General features: G+C 41.5%; 16 protein-coding genes and 1 tRNA gene. 7 read left to right on the forward strand and 10 right to left on the reverse strand.

Translation table 11 applies throughout. The features are described 5' to 3' along the window. Positions 1–10 precede the first annotated feature (10 nt). Genes HMPREF2832_RS03755 through HMPREF2832_RS03765 form a run of 3 tightly spaced genes read right to left on the reverse strand, consistent with a single transcriptional unit; the run spans position 11 to position 2,374 of the window. On the reverse strand, positions 11–904 hold the full coding sequence (locus tag HMPREF2832_RS03755) for an RluA family pseudouridine synthase (RefSeq protein ID WP_070505597.1): 894 nt from the start codon (positions 902–904) through the stop codon (positions 11–13). Then, positions 901–1,719, reverse strand: a complete 819-nt coding sequence (locus HMPREF2832_RS03760) for an NAD kinase (protein ID WP_282188909.1) — start codon at positions 1,717–1,719, stop codon at positions 901–903. The genes HMPREF2832_RS03755 and HMPREF2832_RS03760 overlap by 4 nt, the downstream gene beginning before the upstream one ends. After that, entirely contained in the window at positions 1,703–2,374 is a 672-nt protein-coding gene (locus tag HMPREF2832_RS03765) for a GTP diphosphokinase (RefSeq protein ID WP_070505599.1), read from the reverse strand. The genes HMPREF2832_RS03760 and HMPREF2832_RS03765 overlap by 17 nt, the downstream gene beginning before the upstream one ends. Before the next feature lie 95 nt (positions 2,375–2,469). On the opposite strand from HMPREF2832_RS03765, the gene HMPREF2832_RS03770 reads away from it, so the two are divergent. The 6 genes from HMPREF2832_RS03770 (at position 2,470) to HMPREF2832_RS03795 (ending at position 6,529) form a co-directional block, all read left to right on the forward strand. Further along, the gene (locus HMPREF2832_RS03770; RefSeq protein WP_070505600.1) at positions 2,470–3,027 is read left to right on the forward strand and encodes a CYTH domain-containing protein; all 558 of its coding nucleotides are present in this window, start codon (positions 2,470–2,472) and stop codon (positions 3,025–3,027) included. A gap of 72 nt (positions 3,028–3,099) precedes the next feature. Next, positions 3,100–4,056 (forward strand): ribose-phosphate diphosphokinase, encoded by a 957-nt coding sequence (locus HMPREF2832_RS03775; protein ID WP_003007186.1) that lies wholly within the window; start codon positions 3,100–3,102, stop codon positions 4,054–4,056. Positions 4,057–4,065: 9 nt separating this feature from the next. Further along, a complete protein-coding gene (locus HMPREF2832_RS03780) occupies positions 4,066–5,178 on the forward strand; it encodes a cysteine desulfurase family protein (RefSeq protein WP_070505602.1) in 1,113 nt (370 codons plus the stop codon). Positions 5,179–5,187: 9 nt separating this feature from the next. Beyond that, positions 5,188–5,535 carry a DUF1831 domain-containing protein gene (locus HMPREF2832_RS03785; protein WP_009730974.1) on the forward strand — a complete coding sequence of 116 codons (348 nt, stop codon included), beginning with the start codon at positions 5,188–5,190 and terminating at the stop codon, positions 5,533–5,535. A 1-nt stretch (position 5,536) separates the two neighbouring features. Further along, positions 5,537–5,752: a DUF4649 family protein gene (locus tag HMPREF2832_RS03790; protein WP_049490891.1), complete on the forward strand. Its 216-nt coding sequence runs from the start codon at positions 5,537–5,539 to the stop codon at positions 5,750–5,752. A gap of 129 nt (positions 5,753–5,881) precedes the next feature. Further along, the gene (locus HMPREF2832_RS03795; RefSeq protein WP_049474902.1) at positions 5,882–6,529 is read left to right on the forward strand and encodes a redox-sensing transcriptional repressor Rex; all 648 of its coding nucleotides are present in this window, start codon (positions 5,882–5,884) and stop codon (positions 6,527–6,529) included. Positions 6,530–6,730: 201 nt separating this feature from the next. On the opposite strand, the gene radC is transcribed toward HMPREF2832_RS03795, so the two are convergent. The 4 genes from radC to gyrA all read right to left on the reverse strand — a co-directional run bounded on the left by radC (position 6,731) and on the right by gyrA (position 11,130). Next, positions 6,731–7,414 carry a RadC family protein gene (gene radC / locus HMPREF2832_RS03800; protein WP_045759397.1) on the reverse strand — a complete coding sequence of 228 codons (684 nt, stop codon included), beginning with the start codon at positions 7,412–7,414 and terminating at the stop codon, positions 6,731–6,733. A 54-nt stretch (positions 7,415–7,468) separates the two neighbouring features. Further along, positions 7,469–7,747, reverse strand: a complete 279-nt coding sequence (locus tag HMPREF2832_RS03805; RefSeq protein ID WP_049474901.1) for a hypothetical protein — start codon at positions 7,745–7,747, stop codon at positions 7,469–7,471. Positions 7,748–7,916: 169 nt separating this feature from the next. Continuing rightward, positions 7,917–8,660: a class A sortase gene (locus HMPREF2832_RS03810; protein WP_014713268.1), complete on the reverse strand. Its 744-nt coding sequence runs from the start codon at positions 8,658–8,660 to the stop codon at positions 7,917–7,919. A gap of 13 nt (positions 8,661–8,673) precedes the next feature. Continuing rightward, positions 8,674–11,130 (reverse strand): DNA gyrase subunit A, encoded by a 2,457-nt coding sequence (gene gyrA / locus HMPREF2832_RS03815; RefSeq protein ID WP_061591391.1) that lies wholly within the window; start codon positions 11,128–11,130, stop codon positions 8,674–8,676. A 198-nt stretch (positions 11,131–11,328) separates the two neighbouring features. On the opposite strand from gyrA, the gene HMPREF2832_RS03820 reads away from it, so the two are divergent. Next, complete coding sequence (locus HMPREF2832_RS03820) at positions 11,329–12,315, forward strand: L-lactate dehydrogenase (RefSeq protein ID WP_021153137.1); 987 nt, start codon at positions 11,329–11,331, stop codon at positions 12,313–12,315. Between the two features lie 45 nt (positions 12,316–12,360). On the opposite strand, the gene HMPREF2832_RS03825 is transcribed toward HMPREF2832_RS03820, so the two are convergent. The 3 genes from HMPREF2832_RS03825 to rpsA form a co-directional block, all read right to left on the reverse strand. Then, positions 12,361–12,777 carry an NUDIX hydrolase gene (locus tag HMPREF2832_RS03825; protein ID WP_021153136.1) on the reverse strand — a complete coding sequence of 139 codons (417 nt, stop codon included), beginning with the start codon at positions 12,775–12,777 and terminating at the stop codon, positions 12,361–12,363. A 56-nt stretch (positions 12,778–12,833) separates the two neighbouring features. Next, positions 12,834–12,905: transfer RNA gene (locus HMPREF2832_RS03830), tRNA-Arg, on the reverse strand. 76 nt (positions 12,906–12,981) lie between these two features. After that, on the reverse strand, positions 12,982–14,181 hold the full coding sequence (rpsA, locus tag HMPREF2832_RS03835; protein WP_061604646.1) for a 30S ribosomal protein S1: 1,200 nt from the start codon (positions 14,179–14,181) through the stop codon (positions 12,982–12,984). Positions 14,182–14,381: the final 200 nt, after the last annotated feature.

The following is a 14,381-nucleotide window of genomic DNA, read 5'->3' on the forward strand; positions in this document are numbered from 1 at the left end:
CTTTTAATAATTAATAACTAGTTTGAAGCTGTGTTAATACAGCTTGGAAATCTGGAGGCAGTGGACTTTCTATGACCAACTCTACCTCTAGAAATGGATGATAATAGGATAGGCGATGACAATGAAGGGCCTGGCGCTCAATGCCGTCTTCTAAACTGCCGCCATAGAGATCATCTCCCAAGAGCGGAAAACCAATATGGGAAAAATGAACGCGGATCTGATGGGTTCGACCTGTGTGTAACTGAATATCCACTAGGTGAATATCACCAAAAGATTGAACAACCTGGTAGCTTGTATGAGCATACTTGCCGCCTTTAGCTACCTTTCGGGTGATAATTGAATCTTCATCACGCGCAATCGGAGCAATAATCTCTCCGACAGGATCAAGCTTCCCAGATCCCTTGACCAAGGCATAATAGCGTTTCTGAATCGTTTTAGACTGCAATTGCTTATCCAAGCGAGCATGGGCATAGCCATGTTTGGCAAAGAGCATAACGCCACTTGTATCCTTGTCCAAGCGAGTGACAATGTGAACCTGCTGGTTCTCGTAGCCCTGCTTCACATAGTAGCCTTTTACAAAATTGGCTAAGGTATTGGAATGAATCGCACTTGGAATAGAAGCAATGCCAAAGGGTTTGTTTAAGACCAAAAAATGATCATCTTCAAACAAAATATCCAAAGGCCGATCCATAGGTTTTAAGGTTTCAAAACCTTCTTCTGCCGGAATATCAATGACCAAGCGATCCCCAATATCCAACAAATAAACTGCATTCTCCGGACATCCATTGACAAGGATCTGACCACCACGAAACTTAATCTTGGCTAAGAGCCCCTTAGAAACCTCGTGCTTTTTCAAGAAAGTCTTGACCTTGACATGCTCATCGACAATGAATTCAAATCTCATTCTCTATCATCTCCGATAAAGGCATCCTTGACCCGATTCCAGAAGCTGGTGTGACTGGAGCTTGCCACAAAATTGATCTTATGGTTGTCAATCTGGTATTCTACCTTTGCAATATTGCGGTAAGAATAGGTTGAATTGTCAACAGAGATAATGTGAAAGCCAGGTCTCGTCGGTGTAATCTCGATCTTATCCTTTTTAGGGACAATGACAGAAGAACCCAAGGTACGATAAACACGGTTGTTGAGACTGGCGATTTCAGCAATCTGCAGCGCCTCAATAGTTGGGTGAAGGACTGCTCCTCCCAAGGATTTGTTGTATGCCGTACTTCCTGTCGGAGTCGAAACAGTAATGCCGTCTCCTCTGAAGCGCTCAAAATCCACTCCATTAATCGTAAGATCGGCAACCATGGTCCGGTCGCTTCTCTTAATCGTCGCTTCGTTCAAAGCTCTCATGGTACGGGTTTCCCCATTTTCGAAAGTAATCTTGACATTCAAAATAGGGTAAGAAACCTTAGCTCCTGTATCATATTTTAAATTTTCAACCAGCTTATCGATTTCACTGTCTAAGTAATCTGTATAGAATCCTAAGTGTCCGGTATGGACGCCAACAAATCGCACCCGATCCAACTGGTGTTCATACTTGTGAAAGGCCGATAGCAACATTCCATCGCCACCAATTGAAATCACAATATCCGGGTGCTTCTCCGTCAAAATAAAATTATTTTTCCGAAGCTTGTAGCGCAACTGCTGAAAAACCTCTTCACTTTGACGCTTGCGATTGCGAATAATGGATACTTTTTTACCTGTAGTCTTCATCTGTGTCATCACTATTTCCAACGCCATCATTTAACTTACGATGAAGTGGATCAAACAGGGCTTGAGCCTCCTGAATCGCATCCCGAATTGCCCCCATCTCTTCATCCAAAAGATAGGCCAGGTTTGCTGTCGTCTCTAAGCGTTTTTTGATCTCGTCTGGAAAGTCTCCTTTATATTTATAATTGAGCGAGTGTTCAATGGTTGCCCAAAAATTCATGGACAAGGTCCGAATTTGAATCTCTGCTAAGATCGTTTCATTTCCATCAATGGTATCAACCGGGTACTCGACCACGACGTGGTAACTCCGGTAGCCACTTGATTTCTTGTGGCGGATGTAGTCTCGCTCTTGGACCACGCGCATATCCTGCCGTTGTCTCAGAACCTCTAGGATCTCATCCACATCGTCCACAAACTGAACCATGATGCGAAGACCAGCAATATCTTGCATATCCTGAGACAGATTTTCTTCAGAAATATTTCTTCGGATCATCTTTTCACGGATGCTCTCAATCGGCTTGACCCGTCCTGTGACAAACTCGATTGGAGAATGCTTTTGTTGCTTACGATATTGCTTACGAATCCCACGCAGTTTGATTTTTAATTCCCCAACTGCTTGGATATACGGATCTAAGAAGTTTTCCCAATCAATTGCCATCCTACCACCTTGTAATCTGAACCATTTTTGTATACAATAAACACATCTCTTATTATATCATGAATCGCTTTCGAAAAAAAGCAAAGGACTACAAAATGAACCATTTAGAAATTGAATACAAAACCTTGCTAGACAAGGAGGAGTACCAATCCCTCCTTCCACTTTTTGATGATACAGAATTGGTTGTCCAAACCAATCACTATATCGATACCCCCGACCAGCTCATCCGTAAGGAAAAAATGGCCTTGCGGGTGCGTACTTTCACAGATCAAGCTGAGTTGACTCTCAAGGTCCCTGAAGCAGTTGGCCATTTCGAGTACAATCAAAACCTCAGCCCAGAAGAAACCGAGGCGATCCTTCAACACCAACAGTTTCCTGACGGAGAAATCAAAAACCTCTTAATCTCTAAAGAAATCTCTGTTGAGCAACTCGCTGTCTGGGGAAGCCTTACAACAGAACGATTCGAAAAAGAAACAGCTGCAGGATTGGTGGCACTAGACCACAGTCTCTATCTAGACACTGAAGATTATGAATTAGAAATCGAGGTCGAAACCGCTGAGCAGGAAGAAAATTTCCATCAGTTCATCAAAGAGCATGGAATCGTCTACAAAGCTGCAAAAAATAAAATCGCAAGATTGGCGGAAAGATTGTAAAATAGCTGAAATTATCGCAAATTTTTGCTAAAATAGTGCTAAGATCAAAAATCTAAATGAGGTTGGAATCACATGTCAGATAAAAAAAATATGAAGCTCTTCTCTCTCAATTCAAATCCAGAGATTGCGCAAAAAATCGCGGATCATGCTGGGGTTCCACTTGGGAAAATTTCATCCCGTCAATTCTCAGATGGTGAAATCCAAGTCAATATTGAGGAAAGTGTTCGTGGATATGATATTTATATCATTCAATCAACCAGTTTCCCTGTCAACAATCACTTGATGGAACTCTTAATTATGGTGGATGCTTGCCAACGGGCCAGCGCAAATACTGTCAATGTGGTCATGCCTTACTTCGGTTATGCTCGCCAAGACCGGACTGCTGCTCCTCGCGAACCAATTACTGCTAAGCTTGTCGCAAATATGTTGGTCAAAGCTGGGGTGGATCGTGTCGTCACTCTGGATCTCCATGCAGTGCAAGTCCAAGGTTTCTTCGATATTGCCGTGGATAACCTCTTTACCATTCCGCTTTTTGCAGAACATTACATTAATAAAGGTCTAACAGGACCTGACGTCGTAGTCGTCAGCCCTAAAAACTCTGGTGTCAAACGCGCTCGTAGTTTAGCAGAATATCTTGATGCACCGATTGCCATCATTGATTACGAGCAAGATGATGCGAACCGTGATTATGGCTATATTATCGGGGATGTCAAAGATAAGAAAGCGATCTTGATTGACGATATCCTCAATACTGGTAAGACATTCTCAGAAGCTGCGAAAATCGTTGAACGCGAAGGAGCTACTGAAATTTATGCTGTATCAAGTCATGGTTTATTTGTAAAAGGTGCTGTCGAGTTATTAGACCAAGCTCCGATCAAAGAAATCTTAGTAACCGATTCTGTTGCTCCAAACGGACCAACACCTAAAAATATCAACTATCTGACAGCTAGCGAACTGATCGCTGAAGCTATTGTTCGTATTCAAGAAAGAAAACCTGTTAGTCCTCTATTTGCCTACCACAAGAAATAAGGTCTTAATGTGATATATTTTGATAATGCCGCAACCACTCCCCTTCTACCTGAAGTCATTGATAAAATGTCTGCAACTATGAAGACCACTTTTGGAAATCCATCGAGCCTTCATGCTCATGGACGGATGGCTAGTAAACTCCTCCGAGAATCTCGCGAGCAGATTGCTCAGTCTCTCCATACTCTTCCAAATCGTATTTTCTTCACTTCAGGTGGATCAGAAAGTAATAATACCGTTATAAAAGGCTACTGCTTGAAACACCAAGCAGATGGCAAACACATCATTACGACCGCTTTGGAACACCATGCGGTTCTAGAACCCATCGAATATCTTGTAGAACGTTTCGGATTTGAAGTGACGATCGTCCAACCAAGAGATGGACGCATTCAGGCTCGTGATATCAAGGCGGCGCTTAGACCGGATACCATTCTTGTCTCTACCATGTTTGCCAATAACGAGACAGGCGATCTTCTACCGATTAAAGAAATCGGAGAACTCTTAAAAGATCTTCCAGCTGCCTTTCATGTTGATGCTGTCCAGGCAATTGGAAAGGTCCCTGTCTATCCCGAAGAGTTGGGAATTGATTTTCTCAGTGCTTCTGCCCACAAATTCCACGGACCAAAGGGAGTCGGCTTCCTTTATGCAGCCGTCCCAGATTTTGATAATCTCTTACACGGTGGGGATCAGGAAAGTAAGATGAGAGCCAGCACGGAAAATCTCATTTCTATTGTCGGGATGGCAACCGCGCTTCAGCAAGCTACACTTCATCAAGAAGAAAATTTCAACCAGGTTCAAAAACTCGGCCAAGAACTAGTCAATGGTTTAGCAGCCTACGACTACTACGTTAATGCGAATGAAGATCATCTTCCATTTGTTTGGAATCTTGGCTTTCCAGGTGTCCAAAATGACGTTTTACTGATGCGACTCGATCTTGCTGGAATTTCTGTCTCTACAGGTTCTGCTTGTACCGCTGGTACAGTTCAACCCAGCCATGTCCTTGAGGCGCTCTATGGAAAAGATAGCTCACGCCTAAAAGAATCCCTTCGAATTAGTTTTTCAGAACTCAATACCGTAGAGGAGATTCAAGACTTCCTCTCAAAACTTAAAGAAATTTTATCATAGGAGAACAATATGGCTTTTGAAACAAGTGTTTCATTGAAAGACTGCAAATATACCTATAGTCTACACCCAAATGTTAAAAAATATACCTTACGTGACAATACATTCGCTGTTACCAAAGTTGGAAATTACGAGTTAAATCGTTTGCTCGAAGCCGTTCCAAATAGCGGCGAAGGCTTCCTACTTAAAATTATTTTCAATAAAGATTTGACAGGTTTTAAGATCAATATTACAGACAAGTCTGGACTTCGCCTGGTTAATATCTTTAAAAATCCAGAAAATGACATTATCCAACAAAAATTCTATTTCTTAATGGATAGTCTTGTCGAAAGAGAAATTTTCAACAAAACAGAGGCCTAATATGGTAACCCTAACTTATATCGATGCTTACCAAGTAGAACGAACGACTACTTATCCTGACCTTGCAGCCTGTATCCTAGCTTTTTCAGGCTGTGTAACCTTGCCTGACTCTTACTCAATCGTATCCATTGAATACAAGGGGGAAAAGCTCCCCTATACAGGACGAGTCGATGGACTTTATGCTTTTTTGAAAAAGGTAGAACAAGCTGAAAACTAAGCTGATGCTGATGGAACTCTCCATCGCCATCAGCTTTTTCTTTAGACAAAAATATTTTTTAAAAACCGCTTTAGATAGTTGATTTTTTCACAATCTTCCTATACAATAAGAGGGAAAGGTTGTGATATTGTGAAACATGATAAAAATACTCCAATTCCACGCGCAACAGCAAAACGCTTATCGCTCTACTACCGCATTTTTAAACGCTTTAACTCTGAAAAAATAGAGCGCGCCAATTCCAAGCAAATTGCTGATGCAATTGGGATTGACTCTGCTACCGTTCGCCGAGATTTTTCTTATTTTGGTGAATTAGGAAGACGGGGATTTGGTTATGACGTAAAAAAACTGATGAACTTCTTTGCGGATCTCTTAAATGATAATGCTATTACCAATGTCGCTATTGTGGGGATCGGAAATATGGGAAGTGCGCTCCTCAACTATCGCTTCCATGAACGCAATAAGATGAAAATTGTCATGGCTTTTGATGTAGATGATCATGAACTGATTAATACCAAAAGTAAGGATGGGATCCCCATTTATGGGATTTCTACGATCAAAGAGAATCTCAAAAAAGAAGGCATTCAAACAGCAATTTTAACTGTCCCAAGTATTAAAGCGCAGGAAGTGGCTAGTCTTTTAGTAGATGCCGGTGTCAAAGGAATTCTAAGCTTTTCTCCGGTCCATCTGACAGTTCCTAAAGACGTCGTCGTCCAATATGTCGATCTCACCAGTGAATTGCAAACACTCCTTTATTTCATGCGAAAAAACGAAGAATAAAGATTTATACATTAACAAGAAAAGAGGCTGGGACAAAAGTCCTAGCCTCTCAATTGTCTTGGATTATCGAGCAAGATGCAGTGGTTGAGTGGGCTCTACTACGCTGATTTCATCAGCTTTTACAGCCCTACTCAACTGTGCGGAGGCGGGACAAAGAAATCGAATTCTAACGAATTACTGATTTCTGTCCCACTCTCTTTTTTATACCAAATAATCTGTCTCTTCACGGTAACTATAATAGTTTTCTTCAGATACAATCAAGTGATCCAATAGGGTTAAACCCATCACTTCACAGGCCTCTAAAACTCGTTGCGTTACTTCATCATCATTTTTACTGGGAAATACGGCACCAGATGGATGATTGTGAGCCAAGATGATAGAGGTTGCCATGTGCTTCAGTGCATAATGCAGGATTTCACGTGGCTCCGCAATACTTCGATTCACGGTTCCAATAAAAATGGTCTGCTGATGAATAATTTCATTCTGCGTATTTAAATAGAGGGCAACCAGGTGCTCCTGTTTCTTATGGCCGATTTCCTGTTGAATTTTATGGGCCAATTTCTGGCTGCTCATGATCTGTTCAGAACTCATCAATTCGTCTTTATGAATCCTTCGTCCAAACTCAATCACAGCCTGAAGTTCGATGGCCTTCACCCGGCCAATACCTGAGATTTCCTGTAGCTCCTCTAGGGTTAATTGACTTAACTCCTTTAAACTATTAACCGAACTCAAAAGACCTTGTGCAATCTCATAAACGCTTTTTTTCTTATTACCTGTCCGTAAGAGAATGGATAGCAATTCTTGATGACTCAGCTTATCTACCCCTTCAGAAACCAAACGTTCTCTAGGAAGCAAAGATGGTTCAATAAATGATATGTCGTACATAATTTCCTCCTCACTTATTAATTCGTAATAAATAGAGAAAACGACGACCTTGCATTATTTACAGGCGATTTCTTCCTTCAAATCATCTAACACTAAGACTTCATCTTTATTAAAGCGGATCTGGTAACCTGTTTGAACTTGTTCAAGCTCTTTTAAAAACTGTTGAATTTCACAGCGAATCAAGTACTCCTGGCTCTGAGGAATGGCCTCTAAAGCTTGGTAGACCTGCTCTACTTCATAGATTCCTTTCGTAATTAAACCATTTCGTGGAAAATCGTTTACTAAGAGATTATAGAAATGATGCAAGAGATGATAAATTCGCTCTTTTGTCACTATTCTACCTCCTTATCATACTCTTTCCCCTTTATTATATACTGATTTTCCCTTAATATTATGACAAGTTCCTTACATTATATTACCAATCTCTTACAATTTTACAAGAATTTCTCCTAGCTTCCTACATAGAAAAAGCCCAGACATTTCTGTCTCGGGCTTTATTTTCTTAAAGTTGCATTTGATTATAAGACTTGCTGAATGAATCCAGGATGTCTTTTGGAGCCTTGTCATAGTCAACAGAGGTTTCCAAATTTCCTTTTACAATCGTACGGTAAGTCGCTGCAGCATCCTCACAGGTCACCAAGGTGATCTCATTAACGCCTTCACGATCTTGAATAACATCTACACGGTCCGGAGTCACTGTCTCAACAGACGAGATGACATAAGTATAGATTTTTTCTTTATCCGTGATGTAGATCTTCATACCCGCCTTGGCTTTCTCTAATGGTGAGAATAACATGGCATTTGCTCCAGTTAGGCCAAATACGTGGTGACTAGCAAGAGAATAATTGCCTTGTCCCATGACTTGGTTTTCCTTCATGGTCCCTGCTCCGTAGTAGAGGGCTACATTTTCAAGCCCCTTAAAGATCGGAAGGTTCATGTTTAATTCAGGAATCGAAATTCCCCCAATTACTGGTAGTTTTTGAGCTTGCCATTGGGCATTGATGACAGCTTCCGTCGAAAGTGACTGGACATGTTGGAAATCAAAGCTCGTCTTCACTTCTTTATTCTTATCAATGGTTTTTTTATCGACCTTGCTAACCTGATATTGGTTGGTATGCCAAACCATAATCATGTTTCGGATCGGAGCATTGAAAATCAAGAGAAGCGAGAGAATAATCAAAAGTGTTGCAACGATGTTGATAAGAGTATTGCGTAAACTCTTTTTCTTTTTTCTTTTGCGTGACATGCTGTCCCCTTATCTATTCGTTTTCTTCCACTACTTCTTCATCTTTTTCATCAGGCTGGACAGTTGTAAAGGTCACAATTTTCGCATCCTGATCCAGTCTCATGACTTTCACACCCTGAGTCGAACGACCCGTTTGAGAAATGTCAGCCACACCTGTCCGGATCATAACTCCGGTATCGGTAATGATCATCAGATCTTCATCCCCTTTAACGGTTAAAAGACCAGCTAAGGGACCATTTTTCTCTGTAATATTGGCTGTTTTGATTCCTTTACCACCACGGCCCTTGGTTGGGTATTCGCCAGCTATCGTCCGCTTACCATACCCTTTTTCAGTAATGACCAATACTTCGTCCTGGTCGGTAATAACACTTGCCCCAACAACCTTGTCTCCATCACGGAGATTCACACCACGTACACCTGTAGCAGAACGTCCCATATTCCGAACTACTGCCTCATTAAAGCGGACTGAATATCCATATTTGGTACCGATAATGACGTCAGTATTGCCATCTGTAAGGAAGACATTGATCAATTCATCCTCGTCCCGTAGGTTCAGAGCTTTCAGACCGTTCTGACGGATATTTGAAAATTCTGCTACGTTAGTGCGCTTGACTACACCTTGTCGCGTCGTAAAGAAGAGATAAGACTCATCACTGCGATCTTGCTCCACATTGATAATGGTTTGAATCGATTCACCTTCGTCCAATTTTAAGAGGTTGACGATTGGTAATCCTTTAGCTGTCCGGCCATATTCTGGAATCTCATAACCTTTCAGACGATAGACACGCCCCTTATTGGTAAAGAAGAGCAAATGATCATGGGTGCTCGTAGAAACCAATTCACGAACAAAGTCATCGTCCTTCACACCGGTTCCTTGGACCCCACGTCCACCACGTTTTTGTGCAGTAAATTCAGCTTGGTCCAAACGTTTGATGTATCCTTTATTAGAAAGGGTAATTAAGACATCTGTTTCTTCAATCAAGTCCTCATCTTCAAGAGAAAGAACTTCCCCTACCATCAACTCAGTTCGACGAGCATCGCCAAACTTGCGTTTGACTTCTTCTAATTCTTCCTTGATGATAGTCGCCACACGCTCTGGTTTAGCCAAAATATCAGCCAAATCAGCAATCAGGGCAACCAAGTCGTCATATTCACTCTGGATCTTGTCTCGTTCCAAACCGGTCAAACGACGAAGACGCATGTCCAAAATGGCTTGACTTTGACGTTCAGAAAGCTTGAATTTAGACATCAATTCAGCTTGTGCTTCAGCGTCTGTCTGGCTATTGCGGATAATCCGGATCACTTCATCGATGTGATCCAAGGCGATGAGCAAACCTTCTAAGATATGGGCACGTGCTTCCGCTTTTTCTTTATCAAAGATGGTCCGTCGAGTCACCACTTCTTTCTGGTGCTCAATATAAGCACCTAAAATTTGGCGAAGAGAAAGAACCTTTGGAACTCCATTTTGGATCGCCAACATATTGAATCCAAAATTGGTTTGCATTTGTGTCATCTTAAAGAGGTTGTTCAAAATAACGTTAGCCGAAGCATCTCGGCGGACCTCAATCACAAAACGAACCCCTTCACGGTTTGATTCATCACGTACAGCTGTAATCCCTTCGATCCGTTTTTCTTGCACCAAGCGAACGATGTGCTCGTGCACCTTGGTTTTATTGACCATATAAGGGAACTCAGTAACAACAATCCGTTCACGGCCACTCTTGGTCACTTCAATCTCTGTACGAGAACGAAGAACGATTGATCCTTTTCCTGTTTCATAGGCTTTGTGGATACCTGATTTCCCCATGACCAAAGCACCTGTCGGAAAATCTGGACCAGGAAGAACTTCCATAAGTTCACGGGTCGTTACCTCCGGATTATCCATCATCAGCTTCACTGCATCAATGGTTTCTCCCAAATTGTGAGGAGGAATATTGGTTGCCATCCCAACGGCAATACCAGTAGCACCATTGACGAGAAGGTTAGGGAAACGTGCAGGTAAGACCAAAGGTTCGCGCTCGCTAGCATCATAGTTATCAGCGAAATCAACTGTATTTTTATTGATATCCCGCAACATTTCAAGAGCAATCTTACTCATACGGGCTTCTGTATACCGTTGAGCAGCGGCGCCATCACCGTCCATAGAACCAAAGTTTCCATGACCGTCCACTAACATGTAGCGATAACTCCACCATTGCGCCATCCGAACCATGGCTTCATAAATAGAGGAATCCCCGTGTGGGTGGTATTTACCCATAACATCCCCTGTGATACGGGCTGACTTCTTATGTGGTTTATCTGGCGTAACACCCAATTCATTCATACCATACAAAATACGACGGTGAACGGGTTTTAAACCATCCCGAACATCAGGTAGGGCACGAGCTACGATAACACTCATCGCATAATCGATAAAACTCGTCTTCATTTCTGATGTTAAATTCACATCAATTAGATTATTATCCTGCATTCAAAAAATGCCTCTCTTTACTTAATTCACCATACTATTATAACACATTTTAGCCTATTTTTCTTCTTAGGAACACAAACGTAAAAACGTTTACATCAAGGATTCATACTGTTTCAGATGACAAAGACTTTCAAAAGTGGTAGAATGAAGTCGTATGAGAATCTATCTCAAAAAAAAATGAAGGAGACGTTTAGACTCATGGATTTGACTAAACAACACAAAAAAGTTATCCTTGTCGGTGACGGTGCCGTAGGTTCATCTTATGCATTTGCACTTGTCAACCAAGGAATTGCACAAGAGCTTGGAATTATCGAAATTCCTCAATTGCACGAAAAAGCTGTCGGAGATGCGCTTGACCTTAGCCACGCCCTTGCCTTCACTTCACCTAAGAAGATCTATGCGGCTGAGTACGCTGACTGTGCGGATGCTGACCTTGTTGTAATTACTGCAGGTGCTCCTCAAAAACCAGGTGAAACTCGCCTTGATCTTGTTGGTAAAAACCTTGCCATTAACAAATCAATCGTAACACAAGTTATTGAATCAGGATTTAACGGTATCTTCCTTGTAGCTGCTAACCCAGTTGACGTTTTGACATACTCTACATGGAAATTCTCAGGATTCCCTAAAGAACGCGTTATCGGTTCTGGTACTTCTCTTGACTCAGCTCGTTTCCGTCAAGCACTTGCTGAAAAATTGGACGTTGATGCTCGTTCAGTGCACGCCTACATCATGGGTGAACATGGAGACTCAGAATTCGCTGTATGGTCACACGCTAACATCGCTGGTGTAAACCTTGAAGAATTCCTTAAAGACACTCAAAACGTTCAAGAAACTGAATTGATCGAATTGTTTGAAGGCGTTCGTGATGCTGCTTACACTATCATCAACAAAAAAGGTGCTACATACTACGGTATCGCTGTTGCCCTTGCTCGTATCACTAAAGCAATCCTTGATGATGAAAATGCAGTACTTCCACTTTCTGTATTCCAAGAAGGTCAATATGGTGTTAGCAACGTCTTTATCGGTCAACCTGCCATCGTAGGTGCACACGGTATTGTACGTCCAGTGAACATCCCATTGAACGATGCAGAACAACAAAAAATGAAAGCTTCTGCTGATGAATTGCAAGCAATCATTGATGAAGCATGGAAAAACCCTGAATTCCAAGAAGCTTCTAAAAACTAAGAAAAAAACATCTCCTTATTAAAAAGGGGATGTTTTTTAGCTGCTTTATTTGGATTTGTCAGCAAGGATTTCAAGCAAATAAGGCACAACGAGATTGCTCTCTATGTCTTTCAAAGAAGAAATCCATTTAAAGTCTGTATGCTCTTCTGGATCTAATATAAAATCACGCTCTTCCAAAATCTCGCCAGCATAAACTAGGCGTGTAAAGACAGTATCTTTGCTGGCATCAAATTGACTATCTTCGTGGATAATCTTATTAATCCGAAGCTTTTGATTAACCTCCTCCATAGCCTCACGTAGAGCAGCCTCTCTGGGCAATTCATTCTCTTCTACACTTCCACCTGGAATATCCCAATAAGATGGATAGACATTAGGGAGACCTCGCTTTATTTTCGAGCGTTTGATAAGCAGATACTTCCCGTCTTTCTCAATCAAGGTATGGGCGATTAATTTTACTGTCATTGCATGTTCCTCCAAGAAAAAGCAAAAAAGACTCCGAGGAGCCTCGTTATGAATCATCCACCCTGAGGGAATCGAACCCCCATCTCAAGAACCGGAATCTTACGTGATATCCATTACACTAAGGGTGGCAACTGTTACAGTATATCAAATTCTCGAGAATTTTACAAGTAAAAAAAGCTTACCGAGAGGTAAGCTTTTTGAATATTACAATTCGATATCGCCAAACAAGTCAGCCATTGAGAATCCAGTTTGAGTTTCTGGAAGATCAAAGTCGCGTTTTTCTTGTTTTGGACGACGTGGGCGAGATTGACGTTTTTCTTGTTTTTCGCCTTCTTCTTGAGCTGGACGTTCTTCAAGGGCTTTGATAGAAAGTGATACACGTTCATCTGCAGCATTTACTTCAAGAACTTTAACAGTTACTTCTTGTCCAACTTTAAGAACATCTTTTGGATTTTCAACACGTTTGTGTGAAATTTGTGAGATGTGTACAAGTCCGTCGATACCTGGCAATACTTCAACGAATGCACCGAAGTCAGTCAAACGTTTAACAGTTCCTTCGATAACATCACCAGCAGCCAATTTTTGTTCTACGCCATCCCAAGGTCCAGGTGTTGTAGCTTTCAATGAAAGTGATACACGACCTTCTTCTTCGTTCAAGTCAAGAACTTTCACTTGGATTTCTTCACCAACAGTTACTACTGATTTAGGTGATACGTTGCGTTCGTGTGACAATTCTGTCAAGTGAACCAATCCATCAACACCACCAAGGTCGATGAAAGCACCGAAGCTTGTGATACGTGCAACTTTACCAGTTACGATATCACCAACGTTCAATTTACCAAATACTTCTGCGCGTGCTGCAGCTGATTCAGCTTCAACAACTTCACGACGAGAAAGGATGAAGCGGTTTTCTTTCGGATCTACTTCTTTGATTTTAGCATCAAATTCTTGACCTACGAAACGTTCAGTGTTACGTACAAAACGAGTATCAAGCATTGAAGCTGGAATAAATCCACGAAGTCCTTCAAATTCTACTGAAAGTCCGCCCTTAACAGCGCGAGTTCCTTTAACAGTAACAACTTCTTCTTCACGTCCGACCAATTTGTCCCATGCTTTGCGAGCTTCCAAACGTTTTTTAGATACAAGGTAAGTTACTGTATCAGTATCTTTCCCAACTACTTGACGAAGAACAAGCAATTCAAGTGTTTCACCTGGTTTTACCAAGTCATTGATGTCCGCATCACGATCGTTTGTCAATTCGCGAAGAGTCAAGACACCTTCGACACCAGTTCCAGAGATTGCAACGTTAGCTTGGTTCGCGTCAACTGTCAATACTTCAGCAGTAACAACGTCACCTGGTTCAACTTGGCTAACACTGTTTAGCAAATCTTCAAATTCATTCATCTAAAAAATCCTCCAACAATCAAGTTTTCTAAAACTTGACATACTTATAATTATTTTTCCTAAGCAAGCACTCGCAATGAGATCAACTACAATCTTTAACGACTCATCCTATAAAGAAATAAAATACCTAGATAGATATTTTATCACTTATCTGATATTACCTAAGAACTGGGGTAGCTGGATTCGAACCAACGCATGAG

Origin of the sequence: Streptococcus sp. HMSC073D05 (assembly GCF_001812015.1) — a bacterium.
Lineage (GTDB): Bacteria > Bacillota > Bacilli > Lactobacillales > Streptococcaceae > Streptococcus > Streptococcus parasanguinis_D.